The following is a 20,336-nucleotide window of genomic DNA, read 5'->3' as shown; positions in this document are numbered from 1 at the left end:
GTCATCCTCCGTCCGGCACTGGGCGACCCGGGCGCCCGACAACGCCTACGACGGCGAACGAGTGCGCCATGTGCTGCGTGTCCATGTACTCCCGGATCGTTCTCACCCTGTCGCCCACGACCTCGTAGAGGTTGGCGTAACGGTTGGTGTACGGGCTTCCGTCGCGGAAGAACCCGCTCCCCTGTGCCTCGGCCACGACCCAGTCGTCCTCGGCGACAAGACGGGTGATCTCCAGTTGCGGGCCGGTCTCGTCGAAGAGCGCGAACGCCCCGGGGAGCACCTTGAGCATGGTCTCCCGGTCCATCGGCGTCCCCGCACCGGGCAGGTGATAGCTCATGATCGTGTAGCTGAAGTCCGGTGCGGCCATGCGGCCGACGCGGTCCCAGTCCTGGCGGTTGAGGGCGTCGACGAACGCCCGGACGACGTCCTTCGGGCCGGTTGCCATCAGAGTTCTCCCCCGGTGAGGGTTGCCGCCCGGTTGAACTCCTCCTCGATACCGGCCGCACGCTCGGCGACCATGGGGTACCACTCGGGATGGGTGACGATGTGCGTCGCGCCTCGGGCCAGGGCCGCCAGCACGATGTCTCCCACCTCGGTCGGGTCGAGCCAGCGCAGGTTGGCCAGGTCCGCGTTCTGCGAGATGTCGTTCTGCACGAAGCTGCTGCCCCGCGCCCTGCCGGGCCGGGTGCGCAGGCTCCGGGCGATGTTGCTGCGGACCGTGCCCGGTGCGAGCACCGCCGCCGCCACGTTCGAGCCCTCCCGCTCCAGTTCGTGGGACAGTGCCTCGGTGAGGCCCATGATGGCGAACTTGGTGGTGGCGTACGCCCCGAGGCCGGGCATGTCGGCGACGAAGCCGCCCATGGACGAGGTGTTCACGATGTACGCGGGCTCTCCGTGCCTCTTCAACAGGGGCAGGAAGGCATCGATCCCGTGGATGACGCCGGAGAGGTTGACGTCGAGGATCCACTTCCAGTCGGCGAGGGTCATGTCGGCGAGGCGTGATTCGGGGGCGACCCCGGCGTTGTTGAAGACCAGGTGTACCTTTCCGAACCGTTCGGCGACCTGCCCGGCCAGCGCGTGCACGCTCGCGGCGTCGGAGACGTCGGTGCGGATCCCGACCGCTCCGGTCTCCTCGGCGGTCGCCTCCAGCGGGCCCTGCTCGATATCGGCGACGACCACGTGCGCGCCGCGCTCCACCAGCCGCTGCGCGATGCCCCTGCCGATGCCGGACGCACCGCCGGTGACCACCGCGACGAGGCCGGTCACGTCCTTGATCCCGGTCATGAGCGCTCCCTGCGGTAGGCGGCCGGCCACACCCCGTGCCGGCCGGGCGAGAGGATGCCGTTCGGATCGACCGCGTCCTTGATCCGCTCGACGAAGCGGCGGTAGGCGTGGTCGTTGAAGGAGTACTGGTCGGCCGCGAGGTCCATGAAGTCTAGATGGGCGCGGTACTCGCCGTAGCCGAGCGCGCCCACCTCGCCGACCAGCATCTTCGCGGTGTCCACCGCGGCCCGTACCTGCTTCTCGTCGCGGGTGTCGAAGCTGATGCTGCTGACGACGATGGCGCTGCGGTCGTTGATGGGGAAGACCGCGCAGACGAAGTTCGTTCCGGCCCGGTCGGTGACCAGGCGGTGAATGACGTCCACCACCTTGCGGACCTCTCCCCCGGTGAGCGGAACCACCGGTGAGAAGCCGATGTGCCCGACGAAGTGCGGGAGGACCTCCATCAGGTCCATGCTGGGGATGCCGGCCTGGACCTTCTCCATGAAGGTGGTCAGTTCGCCCCACTCGTGGCGCAGGAAGGTGCGGTGGTGGTCCACACGCGAGCCGTCGATGGCCGACCAGGCCGCGCGGACGCGCCGCAGGTGGTGTTCGACGACCGGGGCGTCTCCCCAGAGCGCGGTGCGCAGACCCCAGCGTCCGAGGCCCGTGCGGGCGGCGAGATCGTCCAGGGCCGCTTCGCTCGCCGGGCCCTCCGCGCCCGCGAACTCCCCGAGCAGATCGGGGAACTGCGCGGCCATGGTGATGGTGTTCTGCAGGTTCGGCACACCGCGGAGCACGCCGTCGAGGCGGAGTTCGCGGATGATGTCCACGGCCTGGGCGAGTTGGTCGTCCCGGGGGACGGTGAGGTAGATCGGGGCGTATGCCTCGGGGCGGCGCTGGAGCCACACTCCGGCGCGGGTGACGACCCCGTAGTTGGACTGGATGAACAGCGGGTCGAGGACGGGGCCGAGGCCTCGCTGGTAGACGTGCCAGGAGGGATTGTCCGGGAGGGCGCCCATCCCGGTCCGCAGCACCTCACCGTCCGCGAGGACGACCTCCATCCCGCACAGCTTCTGGAAGTCGGAGCCGTTCGGGCCGTAGGTGACCCCGTTGTCGAGGGAGTTGCCGATGACGCTTCCCCAGCCGAGGTCGGGGATCGAGCACCACAGGTCGCCGTTGCCGGAGGCTTCCAGAGCCTCGTACAGGTCGAACCAGCGCACGCCCGGCTCGACCACGGCGTACGCCAGTTCGCGGTTGATCTCCAGGACCCGGTTCATTCGGCGGAAGCTGATCAGGAGGGAGCCGCGGACGCGGGGCGAGGGGCCACCGTAGCCGTTGTTGCGGCCCTGTGAGGACGTCCACAGCGGGATGCGGTGGTCGTTCGCGACGCGGATGATCTCGCGTACCTGCTCGGTGGTGGTGGGGAAGACCACGGCGGAGGAGTCATAGGTACGGTCGCCCTGGAACCAGTAGGGGTCCCGGTAGGTGTCGCGTTCGGCTTCGGAGAGCAGGACGGCGTCGGCGCCCACGGCCTCGGTCAGCCGGCGCACCACCTCCTCCGGCAGGCCGGTGCGCTCGTTCGCGGTGGCCGTCATCGGGACTCCTCCAGCGCGTCGAGCCAGGCGATGACCGGCTTGACCGTCTCCGCGGAGTTGGCCTCCAGGATCAGTCCGTGGCCGTTGCCGACGATGCCGGAGTCTTCCAGGGGAAGCAGTTCGGCGTCCGCGCCGACCGTGTTCAGGAAGTCGACCAGGGGTGGGGACTGCGCCGCACTGCCGGACGCGCTGCCCGTGACGACGGCGATCGGGGTGCCGCTCAGACCAGGGACGCGGTGGGCGGCCGGGTCGGCCTTGAGCTGTTCCGGGGCGTCGATGGGCGGTTCGGTGGTGAGTTCGGCGTAGGTGAGGCCGTAGGTGATCTCGCCGAGTCCGGGGAAGTCGGCGTACGGCGGTCCCATCGGTTCGACCGCGACGATCGCCTTCACCAGGTCGGGGCGCCGGTTCGCGGCGAGCCAGCCGCCGGGACTGCCGGCGGAGTGGGTGACCAGCACGGCCGGTCCGATGCGGTCCAGCAGGGCGGCGAGCCGTTCGCCGTCCAGGCGCTGCCCCTCGGCGAAGTCCGCGAGGAAGAAGCCCATGGCCGAGGTGAGCTGCTGGAACTCCGGGCCGTCGAATCCGCGCTCCCAGGGCCACTGGGTGTGCGCGTCAGCGGATTCCGGAGGGGCGAACAGGAAGCTCGCGAACTCCAGCGGGAGCGGCGGGGCGGTCGGGCCGAGGCCTTCGGGGTGGTGCGGTGAGCGGCCGTGGCCGGGGCGGTCGACGACGTAGACGGCGTATCCGGCGCGTACGAGGTCGTAGGCCCAGCCCTGACGTCCGTCGGGGGTGCCGAGCCAGTCGGTGCCCTGGCCGCCGCCCCCGTGGACGAGAACGAGGGGGTGGGGTCGGGTGACCTCGGCGGGAGCCAGCCACTCGACGTAGAGGGGGCCGCGCGGGAGGGTGCCGTGCGGGGTGGGGATCTGTTCGCCCGGGATCCAGAGGAAGCCGGTGCGGATCGTGATCGGCTCGATCCGGTCGTCCAGATGGGGCGGTGTGTGGGTCATGCTCGGTCGTCCTGTCTCGCAGCGGCCCAACAGGGAAATACGGGAGTCGAGGTCAGCGGGCCTCGGGCGGCGGAATCTCCAGGAGCAGGTTGGCGGTGTTGCGGAACGCCTGCTCGCGCAGCATCGGGTTGCGGTGGGTGAGCAGCGAGCTCATGTCGCGGAAGATGCGCTCGAAGCGTTCGCCTCGGCGCATGGAACCGGAGCCGACGACGCGCAGCAGATCGTGCTGGAGGGTCTCCCAGAGCTGGACGATGATCTCGCGGACCACGCAGGACAGGCTCCAGTCGTCGAGGAACGTGTACTCGCGGGTGCCGTCGACCGTGCCGCGGCAGTACTCGGCGTGCTGTGCGATGACGCCGTCTAGGGCCAGTTCGGCGGTCCTGATCTTCGTCCAGGCGGCGCCGTAGTGGCGCTGGTAGTCCACGTCGTGCAGGCGCAGCTGGACCGGCGGGAGCGGCGTCTTGCGGGTGCGCATGAGGTGTTCGAACTCGTCGAGGGCGTGGTAGAGGCCGCCGACGGCGAGACTGGCGAGGGAGACGGTGAACGTCAGCAGGCCGCGCCCGGCGTACATGGGGTTGCCGTGCAGCCGGGAACCGACCGTGCCGTCCTTCACCGGGATGTCGATCATGTTGGCGTCCTCGATGACCAGGTCGGCCGCGACGAACGCGTCGGTGAAGCGGATGCTCTCGGAGCCGGTGGCCTTCAGGCCGGTGGACTCGCCCCAGTTGTGCATCCGCTCGAAGGTGTCCTGGGGCGCGAGGAACATGCCCATCACAGGGGCAGCCCCCTCCTCCTGCTCGACCATGCACTGGCCGAGGTACCAGGTGGAGTGGGGGATGCCGGAGCAGTAGTCGACGACACCGTCGAGGACATAGCCGCCGTCGGTCCGCCTCGCCCTGACCGTGGGCGCGGAGACCGACGCGGCACGGAAGTCGCGGTTGCCGAAGGCCCGGTCCTGGACCTCCTTCGGGTACCAGGAGGCCACGTGCAGAGCGTGGTTGGCGGCCAGTGCGAAGCACCAGGCGCTGCCCATGTCGCCGCGGGCGAGTTCCTTGCAGACCTCGAAGAACGTCCTGGGCGAGACCTCCAGGCCGCCGTAGGTCTTCGGTACGAACATGTCGTAGAAGCCGTGGGCGAGGAACTGCTCGTGCAGGTCCGGGGGGAGGTGGGTCAGCTTCTCCGCCTCCTCCTGGCGGGCGAGGAGTTCCTCGCGCATCGCGCGGGCCCGTCCGACGAGTTCCTCCTCGGAGGGTGCGTCGAGGCCGGGCTGTGCGGGGGCGTGGACTGTGGTCATCTGATCTCCTAAGCGTCCTGAAGGGCGTGGCCCGGGTCAGCCGACGGGGTTGGCGTCGGCGGAGCGGCGCAGCTGGTCCTCGCGGCGCATCTCCAGCGGGCGCTGCGCGTGCTGGCGGAGGACGGCCAGGACGTGCGCCAGGTCGCCGGCCTCGTAACCCTCGACGAGCCTGCGGTGGTCGTCGAGGAGGGAGCTGGAGGCGTAGCTCGCAGCGTCGAGGGCGCGCAGGTTGAGTCCCGGCAGGCAGAGCCGGCGGTAGGTGTCGAGGAGGATCGCCGAGCCGGCCAGCTCGACCATGTACTCGTGGAAGCGTTCGTTGGCCCGAACCCAGCCCTCGGGGTCGGTGAAGTGGCCGTCCTTGACGAAGCCGAGGGTGTCCTCCATCAGCTCGCGCAGCCGGGCGAGCTGCCCGTCGGTGGCGTGGCCGACGGTCAGTTCCGCGACGCCGGTCTCGATGGTGAGCTTGGCCCTGTAGACCTCGTCGATGATCGAGTCGGGGACGGGGGTGATGAGGTATTCCCCTGCCTGACGCCGGACGATCCCCTCGTCGGCGAGGGCGACCAGGGCGCGGTGGACTCGGCCCACGTCGACGCCGAACTCCTCGGCCCAGCGGCTGGTGTCGATGACCTCCTCGACGTCACTGCCGGCGTCCAGGACACGGGCGCGGACCTCGCGCAGGACGGCGGCCTCGGGCGCGGTCTGCATCCGGCCGAAGCGGCCACGGAAGTAGGCGAGCGGATGGCCGGGGTACGACATCGCCTCCTCGACATGGGCGAGGAAGACGTAGTGGGTCCCGGCCTCGACCTGCTCGGCGACCCGGCAGATGAGGTGCGCGATGGCCCCGACCAGGAGGGGTGAGCCGTTGGAGGCGGTCTCGGTGGGCACGCCGTCGTACTTGTCCGGGACGCGGGAGGCGAACCGGGTGGCCAGGTCGACGTGGTCCTCGGCGAGGACGTTCACCGCGAAGGAGCCGCTGTCGCGGACGGCCGAGGCGGTGGCCGAGTTGCGGTTGAGGCAGATCAGCAGCATCGGCGGGTCGTCCGTGAGGGAGCTGACCGCGCTGGCCGTGCTGCCGTAGCGCGTGCCGTCCTGCTCCGTCGTGATGACGGTGACGCCGGTGGCGAACCGCCCGATGACGTCGCGGAACTCCCGCGCGGTGACCGGGCCGGCGCCGGACTGGGTGACGACGGACGGCGTGGACATCACAACCAACTCCTCTGAGGTCCCGGCACATCGACGAGCACGTCGAGGGGACTGTATGACGATCGCACAATGACGTAAAGAGGTGGATGGCGGGCTTCCACCTGGGCCATCCCACTGATGAGCGGTTCCATCTGGCGTCATCCGCTGCACGACGATAATATCGTCATACAAAGTTACCTGTCGAGAGGAGAGCTCGATGAGCGCAAGCCTGTACGCCGCGGACTCCGCGCCCCCGTCTGCGGCGGAGGGCACAGTCGACCACCTCCTCGGAGTGGCGACCCGGCTCCGCCCGGTCCTGCGGGCCGCGCAGGCGGAGCACGAGACGCTCGGCGGCTACTCGGAAGTGATCCACAAACAGCTGCTCGACGCCGGCTTCTACCGGATGCTCCAGCCGAAGCGGTACGGCGGCCTGGAGCTGCCGCTGGAGGACTTCCTGCGGGTCGCCGTGGAGATCTCGCGCGGCGATCCGGGCGTCGGGTGGTCGTTCGTGCTGGGCGCCGGGCACGCGTGGCACATCGCGTCCTTCTTCTCCGAGCAGGCGCAGGAAGAGCTGTTCGCACAGGACGTCATCGCGCCCGGCCGCACCATCCCTCGCGGCCGGGCGGTCCGCACCGCGCGCGGCTACCGGCTCAGCGGCACCTGGGACTACTGCTCGGGCTCGATGTGGAGCACCCACGCCATGCTCGTCGCGCCGACCTTCACCGAGCGGGAGGAGCCGCTCGGGCTGCGCGCGTATCTCGTGCCGCGGTGCGACTACGAGATCCTCGACGACTGGGGCGGTGACCACGTCCTCGGCATGCGGGCCTCCAGCTCCAACTCGGTCCGTGTCGAGGACGCCCTCGTGCCCGAACACCTCAGCGTGGTCTACGACTTCAAGGACCACACGCTCGGCGAGCACGGCACGGTCGGATACCGACTGCACGGCAACCCGATGTACCTGGGCCGCACCCTCGCCTTCTTCAACTGCGAACTCGTCGCCACCCAGATCGGGGCCGCCTGGGCCGCCTTCGACGCCTTCGACGAGCTGATGACCGCCCGCCCCACGAGCTTCCCGCCGATGATGCCGCGCACCGAGTCGCCGGAGTTCCACCGCTGGTACGGCAAGATGCTCGCCCAGATCGACGCCGGCGAGACCCTGCTGCTCGGCGCGATGCGGCAGTACACCGAGCTGGGCCGACGCTGGGAGCGCACCCGTCAGGAGTTCACGCCCGAGGAGGACGCCCGGCTGCGCGGAGTCATCCTGCAGGGCGCTCAGCTCGCCAACCAGGCCGTGGACCTGGCCTTCTCCACCGCCGGGTCCAGTTCGGCACGCAGGGGTTCGCCGATGGAGAAGTACTACCGGGACGTGGCGATGTTCAGGACGCACATCGCCGCCAAGTGGGATGTCACGTACGGGTCGGTGTCGCGCTACCACTTCGGCCGGCCGCTGACGTTCTGACGGAGCACCGGAGGGGCCGAGTCGTTCTCTTCTCGGCCCCTCCGGTGCACTGCCGTGCGCCTTGCGCTGTCATGGCTTCTGGTGCCCCTCCAGCCTCTTCAGGCCCTCCAGGGCGTTCGCGGCAACGCGTCGCATGTGCCTGGTGTAGACCTCGACCGCCGTGTCCGCGTCCCGCTTCTTGACCGCGGCGACGATGTCACGCAGCTCCGAGATCACCTCGGAGTGGTTCGTCGACATGCCCTTGACGACCAGCACGCGCACCTTGGCCTGGACGCCGTCCACGAGCTGCCGGAGCACCTCGCTGCCGACGCCGTCGTGGAGTACGGCGTTGAACGCGCGCCGCGCCTCCAGGACCTCGCGGGGCTCGACGTTCTCCCGCGAGGCGACCTCGGCGAAGTGTTCAGCCGCCGCTTCGAGGGCGTGGACCTTCGAGCGTGGAGCCTTCTCGACGAACCGGCGCACGAGCAGGGTCTCCAGCGCGCACCGGACGTCGTAGAGATCGCGTGCCTCGTCGTGGGTGGGCGCCGCGACCACGGCTCCCTTCTGGGGGACGACCTTGATCAGTCCTTCGGAGGTCAGCTCACGCAGGGCTTCGCGGACGGTGGTGCGGGAGACGTCGAGCTGCTCCACGAGTTCCCGTTCGACGAGCCGTCGGCCCGGTTCCAGGCGGAAGTCGAGGATCGCCTCGCGCAGCGCTGTGACGACCTGCTCGCGCAGGGGTGCGGCGATGCGGCCGACGGGGCTGGTGGCCCAGGCCGAGGCGAGGGAGTTCGCGGTCGGGGGCGGGGTGGCGGGCTTCGAGGCGGCCGGCGTGGCCCCCGTCCTTGGCACTGGCATGGTCCCCCTCCTCAGAAGACGAACACGCCCGAGAGGTCCTCGAGGCGTTCGGACCGCTGGAGCGCGGTGTTGATGTCGTCGAGGCGATAGGTGGAGGTGATGACGGGCGCCGGGTCGAGTGCTCCGCGTTCCAGGAGACGGATGTAGGCGGGGAGGTCGCGGCGCATCCGGACGTTGCCGTTCTGTGTGCTGAGCACCTGGCGGCTGTGGATCGCGAGCGGGATCTGCGAGAACGAGACCTCAGCCGCCGCGTCCCTCAGGCCGGAGAGCACCACTGTCCCGGCCCGCCGCGAGAGTTCGAGGGCCAGCCGCTGGGCGGACGGGGGGCCGGCTGCCTCGACGACCTTGTCGGCGCCTCGTCCCTGCGTCACGTCCCGTACGGCGGTCGGCGCGTCCTCGGGTGCGACGGCCACCGTGGCACCCACCTGGAGCGCCACCTCGCGGCGGTGCTCCAGGGGTTCGACGACGACCACTTCGCGGGCCCCGGCCAGGCGAGCGGCCTGTACGGCCCACAGTCCCACGTGTCCCGCCCCCACCACGGCGACCGCGTCGTCCGGCCCGACCCGGGCGACGTTCAGGACGGCCCCCACCCCGGTGGTGATACCGCATCCGAGGAGGGAGATCACCTCCCAGGGCAGGTCGGTGTCGACGGGGAAGACCTGGTTCTGCGAGACGCTCATGATCTCGGCGTATCCGCCCACGCAGCCCGCCGCGTTCACCAGCAGACCGTCGGAGGTACGCGCCACGTCCGGATAGACGCCGGCGAGGTCGAACAGCTCGGAGCACTGGTCCGGGCGGCCGAGGGCGCAGTAGAAGCAGTCGCCGCACTCGGGCGTGCCGGGGACGACGACCCGCTGTCCGACCTCGATGCCGCGGACCTCGCCGCCGACCTCGATCACCTCGCCGACGGCGGCGTGGCCGAGGATCGTCGGGGGGACCTTGCCGAGGCGGCCGTGGAAGCTGGTCACGTCGGTGGAGCAGAACGGGGTCGCCTTCGTGCGGACCAGGACCCGGGTCGGGGCGAGGTCGAGGAGTTCGACCTCCTCGACGTTCAGGGGCTGTTCGAAGCCGCGGAGCAGGGCGGCGCGCATGGTCGGCATCGTCTTCATCGTGTCGTCTCCTGTTCCGCGGCCGCTGCCCGATGGCGTGCGAGGAGCGCCTCGTCCGTCACCGAGACGTCCCACAGCCCCGCTCCCCCGCCTCTGCGGTTGGTGTTCTGCACGCTGGCGCCGCCGTCGACGGAGAAGATCTCGCCGGTGACATAGCTCGACTCGTCACTGAGCAGGAAGGCGACCGTCGCAGCCACCTCGTCCGGGCGGCCCGCCCGCCGCAGCGGCGAGGTGCCCGCGCGGCGGCGCATGTCGGCCATCCCGGCCTCGCCGAATATCGGGGTGGGCACGATACCGGGCGCCACCGCGTTCACCCGCACGCCGATGGGCCCGCCGTACACGGCGGCGCCGTGGACCAGGCCGACCGTGCCGTGCTTGGACGTGGTGTACGCGAGCAGGTCGTTGCTGCCGCGCAGTCCGGCGATGGACGCGGTGACGACGATCGAGCCGACGCCGCCGCGCTCCAGGTAGTGACGGAACGCCGCGCGTACGCCGAGGAAGGGGCCGCGCAGGTTGACGGCCATCACCTTCTCCCATTCCTCCACGGTCACGTCGACGAGGTCGGCGAGGGAACCGGCGATCCCGGCGTTGAGATGATGCAGGTCCACCTGTCCGAAGGCGTCCAGGGCGGCCCGCATGTAGGTGTCGACGCCGGTCTCGGTCGTCACGTCCGCCCCGACACCGACGACGTCGCCGCCGGCCGACGCGGCGACCTCCTTGGCCGCCGCCTCGTCGAGGTCGACGGCGACGACCCTCACGCCCTCCTCGGCGAGCCGCTCCACGGTGGCTCGTCCGAGGCCGCCGGCGGCGCCGGTGACGACGGCCGTCTTCCCGGCCAGTCCACGCAGTGTCATTTTCCTTCTGCTCCCGTCTGTCGCAGGGATCGGGCTTGTTCCTCGCGCAGCACGGGCAGTGCCTGGAGAGCGCTCTGCATGCCCATCACCGCGGCGATCTCCATGACTTCGAGCAGCTCGCCGACGGTCGCTCCGTAACCGAGCGCGTTGTCCATGTGCAGCTTCCACCCCTTGACGTAGAGGTGGGTGGAGGCACAGTCGAAGGCCGTGTAGACGAACTCCCTGACCTTGGGCTTCAGTGAGCCGTGCTCCCAGGACACCGAGGAGAAGTCGGTGTAGGCCTCGAACATCTCCGGGTCGAGCTCGAGGATCTCGTCCCAGAACTCGTGCCAGTAGCCGCGGGTCTCGGTGAACCGCTCTTTCAGCTCCTTCTGGTAGGCGTCGAGTTCGGCCGGGCCGTCACGCAGGCCGCGTTCCTGGAGAAGCTCGGCGAGCAGGGGCACTCCGATGTTCATCGCGTGGATGCCCAGGGTCGTGGTGAGTTCGACGACCTCGGTGATCTCGCCCGGTGTGGCGCCGAGTTCGAGTGCCCGGCGGATGTGGCGCCGTACGCCGGGTGCGTACATGTGTGTGGCGGCCGCGTCGACGGCCAGGTAGATCAGCTCGCGGGTCTTGGGGTCGAGGTGCCCCTTGCGCTGCGGGACACCGGCCAGCCGTACGTAGGCGGCGAGGAGGTGGGGCGCGAGTTCGAGGACCGCCTGCCACTGCTCGTCCCAGGCACCGTGCAACTCGACCACGGCCTCGCGGAGTCGGAGTTCGTCCTGGGTGGGCGTGCTCATCCGGTCACCGGCTCTCGGTCGGCGGCGCCCGCGAAGGCCCAGCGGGCGATCTCGGTGTGGTCCGCGGTGTCGGGCAGGGTGGCGAGCGCCTGTTCCCAGAGGGCCACGGCGTGGTCGGTGAGGGGGCCGGCGACGCCGAGTGCACGGGCCAGGCCGACGGCGATGCGCATGTCCTTGACCATGAGCTTCATGCCGAAGCCGGAGTCGTAGGTGCCGGGCAGCACGAAGTTCGGGAACTTGTTGTCGGTCGAACCGCTGCGACCGCTGGAGGAGTTGATCAGTTCGACCATGACCGCCGGGTCGAGCCCGAACCGCTCACCGGCGAGGACGCCCTCGGCCGTGGCGAGCAGATGGGTGGCGGAGAGCAGGTTGTTGATGGCCTTGAGGGCGTGTCCCGCGCCGACCTCACCGGCCCGCCGGGCGGTGCCCAGGGTGGCGAACAGGGGGGAGAGCCGTTTCACCTCGTCCTCGGCACCGCCCGCCATGATGGTGAGCCTGCCGTTCTCCGCGCCCTTGACCCCGCCGGACACGGGTGCGTCGACGAGTGTGACGCCGCGGGCTTCGAGGCTCGCGGCAAGGCGCCGGGTGGACATCGGGTCGGAGGAGCTCATGTCCACGACTGTGCCGCCCTCGCCCAGTGCCGCGAGAACGGCGGGGTCGCCGAGGACTGCCTCGACGACCTCGCTGCTCGGGAGCATGAGGACGACGACGTCGGCGTTCCGGGCCGCTTCGGCAGCGGTCTCCGCGGTACGGCCGCCCGCCCCGGCCAGTGCGGCGCGGGCCCCCGGCACCGGGTCGTAGCCGGTCACGGGGTATCCGGCACGGACCAGGCGCGCGGACATCGGCCCGCCCATGTTGCCCAGGCCGACGAAGGCGACCGCGGGGAGGGCTTCGGAGTGGTCAGTCATCGCCCTTGACCTCGTTCAGGACCTGCTCGGCGACCCGGAAGGACTCCAGTGCCGCCGGGACGCCGACGTAGACGGCCGTCTGGAGCAGCACTTCCTGGATCTCCTCGACGGTCACCCCGTTGGTGAGGGCTCCCTTGACGTGGACTCCGAGTTCGTGGTTGCGGCCCAGGGCGGTGAGCATGGCGAGGTTGACCAGGCTGCGGGTACGCCGTTCGAGTCCGGGGCGGCTCCACACGGCGCCCCAGCAGTACTCGGTGACCAGTTCCTGCATGGGTCGGGCGAAGTCGCTGACCCCGGCCAGCGAGCGCTCGACGTGGTCGGCGCCGAGCACCGCCTTGCGGATGGCGAGGCCTGCCTCGTAGGTGTCGTGGTGGGTGGCGTCGCGGGGGCTGACGTCGGTGGTGAGCGGTTCGACGGTCATGGTGTCTCAGTCCTCTGCGGTGAGGGGGCGGGGTACTGCTCCGGGGCGACCTCCTCGGCCCAGGCGGTGGTCCCGAGCGAGATGGCCGTGTGGCTCATGAAGGAGTCGGGGGCGGCGCCGTGCCAGTGCCGCTCGCCCGGCGGGCACCACACGGTGTCCCCGGCCCGCAGCAGCCGGACGCCGTCCTGCTCGGTCGCGACGTATCCGCTTCCGGCGAGCACCTGGAGGATCTGGCCGTGTTCGTGGGTGTGCCAGTAGGTGCGGGCACCTGGTGCGAAGTTGACGGTGTTGATGGTCACACCGTCGGTGGCGGGCATGGTGAGGTAGGCGTGCACGGTGCCGGTGAACTGCGAGCCGGTCTTGGTGCCTGCTCCGTGCTGGGTGGTTCCGTGGATCAGCTTCACGACTTGTCCTTTCCGGCGTCGTACGCGCCGCCGTGGACGCGGACGCGCCCGGAGACATCGCCGATCGCGTCGACGACGGTGTTGCTGATGTCCTGCGCGTAGCCCAGCTGGAGGGCGAGGCCGAAGGAGGCCAGCGGGGCGGCGGAGTTGGGGCTGGCGACGCCGAGACCGGTGACGAGGTCGACGTAGGCGAGGACGTCCTTCATCATCAGCGCGTTGGTCAGGCCGCCCTTGAGGTAGTCACCGTGGATGATCTTCGGGAAACGGTTCCGTGTCGCGAAGTTGACACCCGAGCTGGTGTTGAGCACGTCCAGGAGGACCTGGAGGTCGAGTCCCGCCTTGCGCCCGGCGACCATCACCTCGGCGGTGGCGGACAGGGCGACGGCGTTGAGGAAGTTGTTGAGCAGCTTGGCCGTGTGGCCCGTGCCGACGGCTCCGCAGTGGAACACGTTGACGGAGAAGGCGTCGAGCAGCGGGCGCACCCGGTCCAGGGCGGCGGTGTCGCCGCCGACCATGAGGGTGAGGGTGCCCTTCTCGGCCGCCGCTGCGCCGCCGGAGATCCCGGCGTCGAGCAGGGTGGCGCCACGGTCGGCGAGTTCGCCGTGAAGGCGAACGGTGGAGTCGGGTGCCGAGGTGCTCAGGTCGACGACGACCTGCCCTTCCCTGGCGCCGGCCAGCAGGCCCTCCTCGCCGAGGACCACGGCCTCGACGACCTTGCTCTCCGGGAGGGAGAGCAGCACGACGTCACATCGCCGGGTCAGCTCGGCGACGGACGCGGCCGGGGTGGCTCCGCAGGCGGTGATGTTCTCCGGGCGGGTGTCGTGTCCGAGCACCTGGTGCCCGGCGTCCACCAGGCGGCGGGCCATCCGGCCGCCCATGTTGCCGAGTCCGATGAAGCCCACCGGAGGCGTCGGGGCGCTGGTCATGCTGGTGCTCCTTCGTTTCGCGGGGCGCCGATCACCGCGGTGAACTCCCCCATCGGGCCGTCGAGCCGCCGGTGCCGGTCGAGTACGTGCGGGTCGTGGCCGGGGACGAGGATCGCCTCGCGGTCCGCGATGACCTGCTTCATGAAGTCGAAGCCCCGGTACATCGCCTCCAGGTCGGCGACCACGAGGAACGGCAGGTCGCGTTCCAGTTCCTCGTAGTAGTGCGTGGCGTCGGAGGCGAGCAGGACGAGCCCTTCGTCGGTTTTGACGGTGAGGATCGCCTGCCCCGGTGAGTGGCCGCCGAGTTCGATCAGCTCCACGCCGGGCGCGATCTCCTCGTGGCCGCGGTGGAACACCATGCGGCCCTGCTCGTGGACCTTGCGCAGATGGTCGATCTCGGTCTCTTCGACGGTGTGGTGGAACTGGAAGCGCCGCGCGCAGTCGCCGGTCCAGAAGTCGAACTCGGTACGCGGCACGATCACCTTGGAGTCCGGAAAGAGGTCCACGTTGCCGGCGTGGTCGTAGTGGGCGTGGGTGAGGACCACCGTGGAGTCGGCTGACTCCACGCCCAGGCGCCGCAGCGCCTCACCGGGGTGGATGAGGTGGCCGCGGTCCCGGTTGCGCCCGCCGAGCTCGCTGTATCCGGTGTCGACGACGATGCAGCGCCGTTCGTTGCGGACGACCCAGACGTAGTAGTCCATCCCGATCGGGCCGTCCGGTTCGCCGTACAGGTGGTGGTTGAGGAAGACCAGACCGCGGGTCGTCATGCGGGACGCGTACCGCACGATGAGGACTTCGTACGTGTCGTCGGCGAGCAATCGACTCACGGTATCTCCGTATTATTGTCCGACAAAGCACGGTCGGCACGTTAGCGCAGACCAAACGCCCTGACAACGGGGGCGATCGGCGCGATCACCAGGCCGACCATGCCCGATTCGGGTCTCCCCATTGACATTGGGCCGTCATATCGTATGACAATCATACGGCTGACTTCCCCAGAGAAGGAGACTCGAGCAATGACGTATCTCGTCGGCTCCCACCACGTGACGCTGTCCGTGGGTGGCGCGCAGGAGGACGTGGACTTCCACACCAGGGTCCTGGGCATGCGCTTCATCAAGAAGACCGTGCTGTACGACGGTTCCGCGCCGATCTACCACTTCTACTACTCCAACGCGAACGGCGACCCGTCCTCCGTGGTCACCACGTTCCCCTGGGCGCAGGCCGGTGTGTACGGCAAGCGGGGCACCAACCAGGCACGCGAGGTGCTCCTCTCCGTCCCCGCCGACTCCCTCGACTACTGGACGAAGCGGCTCGCACAGCACGACATCCAGGCCAGGCGCTTCGAGGCCCTCGGCACCGGACGCGTCGCCTTCGAGCACCCGTCCGGCATCGAGTACGTCCTGGTCGGCAACGAGAACGACCCGCGCGAGGGCTTCACGGGCAACGGCGTGGACGCCGCGGCCGCCGTCCACGGCATCCATGGCGTGGGCCTCCACGTGTACGACCAGGACCGCATGGTCGACTTCGGCAACGACGCCTTCTTCTCCCAGGGCAAGGTCTCGGAGGAGGGCGACATCGCCTCCTTCCAGGTCGGCACCCAGGAGTACGGAAACTTCATCGAGCTGCGCGGGAACCGGACCGACGACCAGGGCACCTGGACCTTCGGCGCCGGCACCTACCACCACTTCGCCTGGAACCTGGACACCCTGGAGAACCAGTCCGCGGTGAAGTTCGACATCGAGGGCGCCGGCTACACCGACATCTCCGAGCTCAAGGACCGCACCTACTTCAAGTCCCACTACGTGCGGACCCCCGGCGGCGCCCTGTTCGAGCTGGCGGTCACCGACGACGCCGGCGGCTGGGACTGCGACGAGTCCCCCGAGGAACTCGGCAAGAACTTCATGCTGCCGCCGCAGTTCGAGAGCGAGCGGGAGAGCATCCTGTCGCGCCTGGAGCCGGTCACGACCGACTGACGGTCCCGCTGTACGCCCCAGGGCCCGGGCGCTGGACGCGTCCGGGCCCCCGACTCCCACCAGGAACGGACAGTGAGCCTCACCTTCGAGAACATCACGCTCGGCCAGCGCGTCGTCTTCGGCCACGGACGCGCCACCCGGCATCTGGCCGCGGAGATCGACCGGCTGGGCGCACGCAGGGTCATGGTGATCGCCGCCCCGGCCGAGTCCGCGATCACCGACCGCGTCACCGCGGACCTGCCGGTGGTGCTCCGGCACAGCGACGTACGCCCCCATGTCCCCGTCGAGCAGGCCGAGGCCGCCCGGGCCGCGGCGGCCGAATGCGGCGCGGACCTCGTCGTCTGTGTCGGCGGCGGGTCCACCACCGGACTGGCCAAGGCGGTCGCACTCACCAACCGGCTGCCGATCGTCGCCGTGCCCACGACGTACGCCGGTTCCGAGGCCACGAACGTCTGGGGGCTCACGGAGAACTCCCGCAAGACCACCGGCGTCGACGACGTGGTCCTCCCGGTCACCGTGGTGTACGACTCCGCGCTCACCCTTTCGCTGCCGGTCGGCCTCTCGGTGGCCTCGGGGCTGAACGCGATCGCCCACTGCGTCGACTCCATGTGGGCCCCGCGCGCCAACCCCGTGAACCAGGCCTTCGCGATGGAGGGCCTGCGGGCGGTGGCGGACGGACTGCGCCGTGTCGTACGGGACCCGGAGGACGTCGCCGGGCGTGACGCCACGCTGTACGGCTGCTACCTGTCCGGGGTGGCCTTCGCCTCGGCCGGCTCGGGGCTGCACCACAAGATCTGCCATGTACTGGGCGGCGCGTACGACCTCCCGCATGCGCAGACCCACGCCACCGTGCTGCCGTACGTACTGGAACTGAACGCCCCGGGAGCCCCGGACTCCGCGCACCGGATCGCCGCCGCGCTGGGCAGCGCCACCCCGGTGGCGGGACTGAACGCACTGCGCGAGGAGCTCGATGCCCCGCGCGCCCTGGCCGACCACGGAATGCGACGCGAGGACATCCCGGAGGCGGCCCGGCTGATCCTGCCGTACCTGCCACGGAACAACCCCGTTCCGGTGGACGCGGACATCTTGACCGGTCTGCTCACCCGCGCCTGGGCCGGGGAGACCCCACGAGACAGTGAGGCGGACTGAGATGAACACGACGGTATTCGGCACGAGGCCCGGCAACCCGCATCTCGCCGCGCCGCCCCTGCTGCGCGGCGCGCCTCTGGCCGACGCCGGACTGGTGGTGTACGCGGTGCACGGACGGGGCCAGGGCCCCGGATTCATGGTCGATCAGTACGAGCGGGTGAACCTGCCGGGGGTCGCGTGGGTGATCCCCGGCGCCGACGGCGACACCTGGTACCCGCGGGCCTTCATGGAGCCGCTGGAGGAGAACCAGCCCCACCTCGACCACGCGCTCGACACGGTACGAACCCACCTCGCCGACCTCGCACGCGCGGGCTGGGCTGCCCGGGACGTGGTCCTGTTCGGCTTCTCCCAGGGCGCTTGTCTGCTCTCCGAGTACCTGCTGCGGGACCAGCCCTCGTACGCGGGGGCCTTCCTGCACACCGGCGGCCATCTGGGGCCGGACGCCGTGCCCTGGCCGGCCGGGCCGGGAAACGCCCTGCCGGGCACCGAGATCGTGTTGCTGTGCGCGGAGGAGGACGAGTTCGTGCCGCTCCCCCGCGCCGAGCGGACGGCCGGCGCACTGGCCGCGCTGGGCGCCCGGGTCGAGTTCACGACGTACGACGATCCCCTGCACCACCTCAACGAGGACTCGATCGTGCGGCTGCGGCGTATGCTGCGCACGCGCCTGCTGGAACGGGTCGAGATCGTCGACGAGGCCCCCGCGCATCCCGGCGCGGAAGCATAGAAATGGCACCACATGAGGCATTGATCGTATGACGATGTCACCGTAGCCTCGCTGCCGTGGAGCACGAAGGCTCAGGGGCAAGGAAGCCTCCCTCGCGTCTGGAGTCGGCGGCGGTACTGGCCGACTCCAGGCAGCGCGTCCTGCGGACGGTACGCGAGGACATCTGCTGGTCGCGGCTGGCACCGGGCCAGCGGCTCGACGTGAACGTCGTCATGGCCCGCACCGGCGTCTCCCGGGCCGTGGTGGGCCAGGCCCTTCGTGACCTCTCCGAGCAGGGCTGGCTGACCAGCGTCGACGAAGGCTCCGTCGTCCGGGTGCCCTCACCGGAGGAGGCCGCCGAGATCGACGAGGTACGACGCGCCCTGGAGGAGGTCACGGTGCGCCGCTTCATCGCACAGGCCTCCGACTCCCAGCTGCGGGCGCTGCACGGCACCCTGCTGGAGTTCGAGGCGCTGGCGGAGCTGCCGCCGGACCCCGCGGCCCTGCTGCACGCGCGGGACAACTTCTACGGCCTGCTGCTGCGGGCCGCCGGCGTCATGACCACCCTGGACGCCCTGGCCAAACTGCGGACGCGGATCGTCGTACTGATGTGCGTCTCGCTGTGTTCGCCCGGTCGCGCCCGGGTCGCGGGCGCCGAGCTGCGCGAGATCTACGACGCCCTGGCCGACCGCGATGCCGAACGGGCGGTCCGAGCCTGCTGCACCCATGTGGACCGGTCCTACCAGGCGGCCTTCAGCGCACTGGCGGACCTCGACACCAACGAGTCCGGCACACCCCGCGACTGACGGTCCACGTCGGCCGCGCGGCAACCGGCGATCCCCATCTGCGGTACTGCTCTCCCATTGCCATACGCCGAACTTTTGTATGACAATCATACGCACATACGGTCCGATACAGCTTGCACCGCAGGAGCCCACATGAGTACCGGTACCTCCGCAGCAGCACCCGCCCTCGTGCGGGGCCCCGCACTCCGCCGAGCCGCACGCCGGCGTCGGTTCGCCTTCTACGGGCCCGCCTTCGTCGCCGCCGTGGCCTACGTCGACCCGGGCAACTTCGCCACCAACGTCCAGGCGGGAGCCCGGCACGGCTATCTACTCGTGTGGGTCCTTGTCGCGGCGTGCGCGGTCGCGATGTTCATCCAGTACCTGTCAGCGAAGACCGGCCTGGCCACCGGCCGGGACCTGCCGACGCTCTGCCGGGACAACTTTCCCCGTCCGGTCGTCAGGGGGCTGTGGGTGCAGGCCGAGATCGTCGCCATGGCCACCGACCTCGCGGAGTTCGTGGGCGCGGCGATCGGTCTCTATCTCCTCCTCGAGGTGCCGATGCTGCCTGCCGCGCTGATCACCGCAGTGGTGAGCTTCGCGATCCTGGCCCTCCAGCAGCGCGGCTACCGCCCCTTCGAGCTGGTGATCGTCTTCCTGCTCTCGATCATCGCCCTGGGTTTCGCCTACACCGTCATCGCGGCCGGCGGGCAGTCCGCTTCGGGACTGACAGCGGGAATGGTCCCGGAGTTCCACGGCACCGACTCGGTGGTCCTGGCCATCGGCATCATCGGCGCGACCGTCATGCCTCACGTCATCTACCTGCACTCGGCTCTCACCGCGCAGCGGCAGCGGCCGCGGGGGTCCGCGGAGCGCCGGCGCGCCCTGCGTACCCTGCGCGTGGACACCATGGCGGGACTGAGCCTGGCCGGGCTGATCAACCTGTCCATGCTCTGTGTCGCGGCCGCCGTCTTCTACGGCACGGCCGGAGACTTCGACGGGAGTCTGGCGAGCGCCCACGAGGACTTCGGCCGGCTCGTGGGCGGCGGCGCGGCGCTGGCCTTCGCCGCCGCGCTGCTGGCCTCCGGCCTCTCCTCCTCGGGTGTGGGCACCTACTCCGGCCAGGTCATCATGGAGGGCTTCCTGCGGATACGGGTCCCTCTGTTCCTGCGCCGGGCCGTCACCATGGCGCCCGCGCTGGCCGTCCTCGGGCTGGGGGTGTCGCCGGACACGGTACTGCTGATGTCGCAGGTGGTGCTCTCCTTCGGGATCCCCTTCGCGCTCGTCCCGCTGGTCCTGCTCAGCCGCCGCCGGGATCTGATGGGGGATCTGGTCAACCGTCGCGTGACGACGTTCGTCGGATGGGTGGCGGCGCTGCTCATCTCCGGGATCAACGCGTACCTGCTTCAGCAGGTGTTCTTCGGCTGAGGCGCTCGCACCAGCGGGATGTCGGGGCTCTCGGCGAGGTCGTCGCGGGTGATACCGAAGGTCTCCAGAACTTCGGCGAGCCGTTCCCGGCCAACAGCGTCATCACCACGCACACCCGCTTCGCGCCGATCGCCAGGTCCATCCCGCCCTGAGGCCAGGGATGGCGTCGGGGGGGGGTGCTTCTATCTGTTCGGTCAAGGGCTGTGGGCTTGGTCAGGCTGTTTGTTCGTGTCCGGGCTGGTAGAGGGCACGGTGCTTGAGCATGG

The 20,336-nt window shown here is 70.0% G+C and carries 21 protein-coding genes; 6 read left to right on the top strand and 15 right to left on the bottom strand.

Features of this window, described 5'->3' with window-relative positions:
* Window position 1: 1 nt before the first annotated feature.
* Genes ABZ464_RS39380 through ABZ464_RS39355 form a run of 6 tightly spaced genes read right to left on the bottom strand, consistent with a single transcriptional unit; the run spans window position 2 to window position 6,359 of the window.
* Window positions 2-445 carry a nuclear transport factor 2 family protein gene (locus tag ABZ464_RS39380; RefSeq protein ID WP_359286058.1) on the bottom strand — a complete coding sequence of 148 codons (444 nt, stop codon included), beginning with the start codon at window positions 443-445 and terminating at the stop codon, window positions 2-4.
* Entirely contained in the window at window positions 445-1,284 is an 840-nt protein-coding gene (locus tag ABZ464_RS39375; protein WP_359286055.1) for an SDR family NAD(P)-dependent oxidoreductase, read from the bottom strand. The genes ABZ464_RS39380 and ABZ464_RS39375 overlap by 1 nt, the downstream gene beginning before the upstream one ends.
* Window positions 1,281-2,858, bottom strand: a complete 1,578-nt coding sequence (locus ABZ464_RS39370) for an FAD-binding oxidoreductase (protein ID WP_359286053.1) — start codon at window positions 2,856-2,858, stop codon at window positions 1,281-1,283. The genes ABZ464_RS39375 and ABZ464_RS39370 overlap by 4 nt, the downstream gene beginning before the upstream one ends.
* Window positions 2,855-3,862, bottom strand: a complete 1,008-nt coding sequence (locus tag ABZ464_RS39365) for an alpha/beta fold hydrolase (protein ID WP_359286051.1) — start codon at window positions 3,860-3,862, stop codon at window positions 2,855-2,857. The genes ABZ464_RS39370 and ABZ464_RS39365 overlap by 4 nt, the downstream gene beginning before the upstream one ends.
* A gap of 52 nt (window positions 3,863-3,914) precedes the next feature.
* On the bottom strand, window positions 3,915-5,156 hold the full coding sequence (locus ABZ464_RS39360) for an acyl-CoA dehydrogenase family protein (RefSeq protein WP_359286049.1): 1,242 nt from the start codon (window positions 5,154-5,156) through the stop codon (window positions 3,915-3,917).
* 36 nt (window positions 5,157-5,192) lie between these two features.
* Window positions 5,193-6,359: a flavin reductase gene (locus ABZ464_RS39355; protein ID WP_359286046.1), complete on the bottom strand. Its 1,167-nt coding sequence runs from the start codon at window positions 6,357-6,359 to the stop codon at window positions 5,193-5,195.
* A gap of 196 nt (window positions 6,360-6,555) precedes the next feature.
* Here ABZ464_RS39355 and ABZ464_RS39350 point away from each other — a divergent pair, with 196 nt between their 5' ends.
* Window positions 6,556-7,797 carry an acyl-CoA dehydrogenase family protein gene (locus ABZ464_RS39350; protein WP_359286044.1) on the top strand — a complete coding sequence of 414 codons (1,242 nt, stop codon included), beginning with the start codon at window positions 6,556-6,558 and terminating at the stop codon, window positions 7,795-7,797.
* A 69-nt stretch (window positions 7,798-7,866) separates the two neighbouring features.
* Here the strand turns inward: ABZ464_RS39350 and ABZ464_RS39345 are convergent, their stop codons facing one another.
* The 9 genes from ABZ464_RS39345 to ABZ464_RS39305 are packed head-to-tail and all read right to left on the bottom strand — an operon-like array spanning window position 7,867 to window position 14,862.
* Window positions 7,867-8,634, bottom strand: a complete 768-nt coding sequence (locus tag ABZ464_RS39345) for a GntR family transcriptional regulator (RefSeq protein ID WP_359286042.1) — start codon at window positions 8,632-8,634, stop codon at window positions 7,867-7,869.
* 11 nt (window positions 8,635-8,645) lie between these two features.
* Window positions 8,646-9,743 carry a zinc-binding dehydrogenase gene (locus ABZ464_RS39340; protein WP_359286039.1) on the bottom strand — a complete coding sequence of 366 codons (1,098 nt, stop codon included), beginning with the start codon at window positions 9,741-9,743 and terminating at the stop codon, window positions 8,646-8,648.
* Window positions 9,740-10,597 carry an SDR family oxidoreductase gene (locus ABZ464_RS39335; protein ID WP_359286037.1) on the bottom strand — a complete coding sequence of 286 codons (858 nt, stop codon included), beginning with the start codon at window positions 10,595-10,597 and terminating at the stop codon, window positions 9,740-9,742. The genes ABZ464_RS39340 and ABZ464_RS39335 overlap by 4 nt, the downstream gene beginning before the upstream one ends.
* Complete coding sequence (locus tag ABZ464_RS39330; protein ID WP_359286035.1) at window positions 10,594-11,376, bottom strand: carboxymuconolactone decarboxylase family protein; 783 nt, start codon at window positions 11,374-11,376, stop codon at window positions 10,594-10,596. The genes ABZ464_RS39335 and ABZ464_RS39330 overlap by 4 nt, the downstream gene beginning before the upstream one ends.
* Window positions 11,373-12,284: an NAD(P)-dependent oxidoreductase gene (locus tag ABZ464_RS39325; protein WP_359286032.1), complete on the bottom strand. Its 912-nt coding sequence runs from the start codon at window positions 12,282-12,284 to the stop codon at window positions 11,373-11,375. The genes ABZ464_RS39330 and ABZ464_RS39325 overlap by 4 nt, the downstream gene beginning before the upstream one ends.
* Window positions 12,277-12,705 carry a 4-carboxymuconolactone decarboxylase gene (gene pcaC, locus ABZ464_RS39320; RefSeq protein ID WP_359286030.1) on the bottom strand — a complete coding sequence of 143 codons (429 nt, stop codon included), beginning with the start codon at window positions 12,703-12,705 and terminating at the stop codon, window positions 12,277-12,279. Before pcaC ends, ABZ464_RS39325 begins: the two co-directional genes overlap by 8 nt.
* Window positions 12,702-13,109: a cupin domain-containing protein gene (locus ABZ464_RS39315; RefSeq protein WP_359286027.1), complete on the bottom strand. Its 408-nt coding sequence runs from the start codon at window positions 13,107-13,109 to the stop codon at window positions 12,702-12,704. Before ABZ464_RS39315 ends, pcaC begins: the two co-directional genes overlap by 4 nt.
* On the bottom strand, window positions 13,106-14,035 hold the full coding sequence (locus ABZ464_RS39310; protein ID WP_359286024.1) for an NAD(P)-dependent oxidoreductase: 930 nt from the start codon (window positions 14,033-14,035) through the stop codon (window positions 13,106-13,108). Before ABZ464_RS39310 ends, ABZ464_RS39315 begins: the two co-directional genes overlap by 4 nt.
* On the bottom strand, window positions 14,032-14,862 hold the full coding sequence (locus tag ABZ464_RS39305; RefSeq protein ID WP_359286021.1) for an N-acyl homoserine lactonase family protein: 831 nt from the start codon (window positions 14,860-14,862) through the stop codon (window positions 14,032-14,034). Before ABZ464_RS39305 ends, ABZ464_RS39310 begins: the two co-directional genes overlap by 4 nt.
* Window positions 14,863-15,051: 189 nt before the next feature.
* Here ABZ464_RS39305 and ABZ464_RS39300 point away from each other — a divergent pair, with 189 nt between their 5' ends.
* The 5 genes from ABZ464_RS39300 to ABZ464_RS39280 all read left to right on the top strand — a co-directional run bounded on the left by ABZ464_RS39300 (window position 15,052) and on the right by ABZ464_RS39280 (window position 20,070).
* Window positions 15,052-16,008, top strand: coding sequence for a VOC family protein (locus tag ABZ464_RS39300; protein ID WP_359286019.1), 957 nt, complete (start codon window positions 15,052-15,054; stop codon window positions 16,006-16,008).
* 72 nt (window positions 16,009-16,080) lie between these two features.
* Window positions 16,081-17,157, top strand: a complete 1,077-nt coding sequence (locus ABZ464_RS39295; RefSeq protein WP_359286017.1) for a maleylacetate reductase — start codon at window positions 16,081-16,083, stop codon at window positions 17,155-17,157.
* 1 nt (window position 17,158) lies between these two features.
* Window positions 17,159-17,881, top strand: a complete 723-nt coding sequence (locus tag ABZ464_RS39290; protein ID WP_359286014.1) for a hypothetical protein — start codon at window positions 17,159-17,161, stop codon at window positions 17,879-17,881.
* A 56-nt stretch (window positions 17,882-17,937) separates the two neighbouring features.
* Window positions 17,938-18,666, top strand: a complete 729-nt coding sequence (locus ABZ464_RS39285) for a GntR family transcriptional regulator (protein ID WP_359286011.1) — start codon at window positions 17,938-17,940, stop codon at window positions 18,664-18,666.
* Between the two features lie 132 nt (window positions 18,667-18,798).
* Entirely contained in the window at window positions 18,799-20,070 is a 1,272-nt protein-coding gene (locus ABZ464_RS39280; RefSeq protein ID WP_359286008.1) for an Nramp family divalent metal transporter, read from the top strand.
* Window positions 20,071-20,336 lie beyond the last annotated feature (266 nt).

This window comes from Streptomyces sp. NPDC005820, assembly GCF_040630255.1.
Taxonomy (GTDB): domain Bacteria; phylum Actinomycetota; class Actinomycetes; order Streptomycetales; family Streptomycetaceae; genus Streptomyces.
Note: the sequence above shows the minus strand (reverse complement) of the source record. Positions and strands in the feature narration are given on the sequence as shown.

Coding starts and splice junctions, on each gene's coding strand:
- ABZ464_RS39380 (WP_359286058.1), bottom strand. CDS start 445: ATGGCAACCGGCCCGAAGGACGTCGTCCGGGCGTTCGTCGACGCCCTC.
- ABZ464_RS39375 (WP_359286055.1), bottom strand. CDS start 1,284: ATGACCGGGATCAAGGACGTGACCGGCCTCGTCGCGGTGGTCACCGGC.
- ABZ464_RS39370 (WP_359286053.1), bottom strand. CDS start 2,858: ATGACGGCCACCGCGAACGAGCGCACCGGCCTGCCGGAGGAGGTGGTG.
- ABZ464_RS39365 (WP_359286051.1), bottom strand. CDS start 3,862: ATGACCCACACACCGCCCCATCTGGACGACCGGATCGAGCCGATCACG.
- ABZ464_RS39360 (WP_359286049.1), bottom strand. CDS start 5,156: ATGACCACAGTCCACGCCCCCGCACAGCCCGGCCTCGACGCACCCTCC.
- ABZ464_RS39355 (WP_359286046.1), bottom strand. CDS start 6,359: ATGTCCACGCCGTCCGTCGTCACCCAGTCCGGCGCCGGCCCGGTCACC.
- ABZ464_RS39350 (WP_359286044.1), top strand. CDS start 6,556: ATGAGCGCAAGCCTGTACGCCGCGGACTCCGCGCCCCCGTCTGCGGCG.
- ABZ464_RS39345 (WP_359286042.1), bottom strand. CDS start 8,634: ATGCCAGTGCCAAGGACGGGGGCCACGCCGGCCGCCTCGAAGCCCGCC.
- ABZ464_RS39340 (WP_359286039.1), bottom strand. CDS start 9,743: ATGAAGACGATGCCGACCATGCGCGCCGCCCTGCTCCGCGGCTTCGAA.
- ABZ464_RS39335 (WP_359286037.1), bottom strand. CDS start 10,597: ATGACACTGCGTGGACTGGCCGGGAAGACGGCCGTCGTCACCGGCGCC.
- ABZ464_RS39330 (WP_359286035.1), bottom strand. CDS start 11,376: ATGAGCACGCCCACCCAGGACGAACTCCGACTCCGCGAGGCCGTGGTC.
- ABZ464_RS39325 (WP_359286032.1), bottom strand. CDS start 12,284: ATGACTGACCACTCCGAAGCCCTCCCCGCGGTCGCCTTCGTCGGCCTG.
- pcaC (WP_359286030.1), bottom strand. CDS start 12,705: ATGACCGTCGAACCGCTCACCACCGACGTCAGCCCCCGCGACGCCACC.
- ABZ464_RS39310 (WP_359286024.1), bottom strand. CDS start 14,035: ATGACCAGCGCCCCGACGCCTCCGGTGGGCTTCATCGGACTCGGCAAC.
- ABZ464_RS39300 (WP_359286019.1), top strand. CDS start 15,052: ATGACGTATCTCGTCGGCTCCCACCACGTGACGCTGTCCGTGGGTGGC.
- ABZ464_RS39290 (WP_359286014.1), top strand. CDS start 17,159: ATGAACACGACGGTATTCGGCACGAGGCCCGGCAACCCGCATCTCGCC.
- ABZ464_RS39280 (WP_359286008.1), top strand. CDS start 18,799: ATGAGTACCGGTACCTCCGCAGCAGCACCCGCCCTCGTGCGGGGCCCC.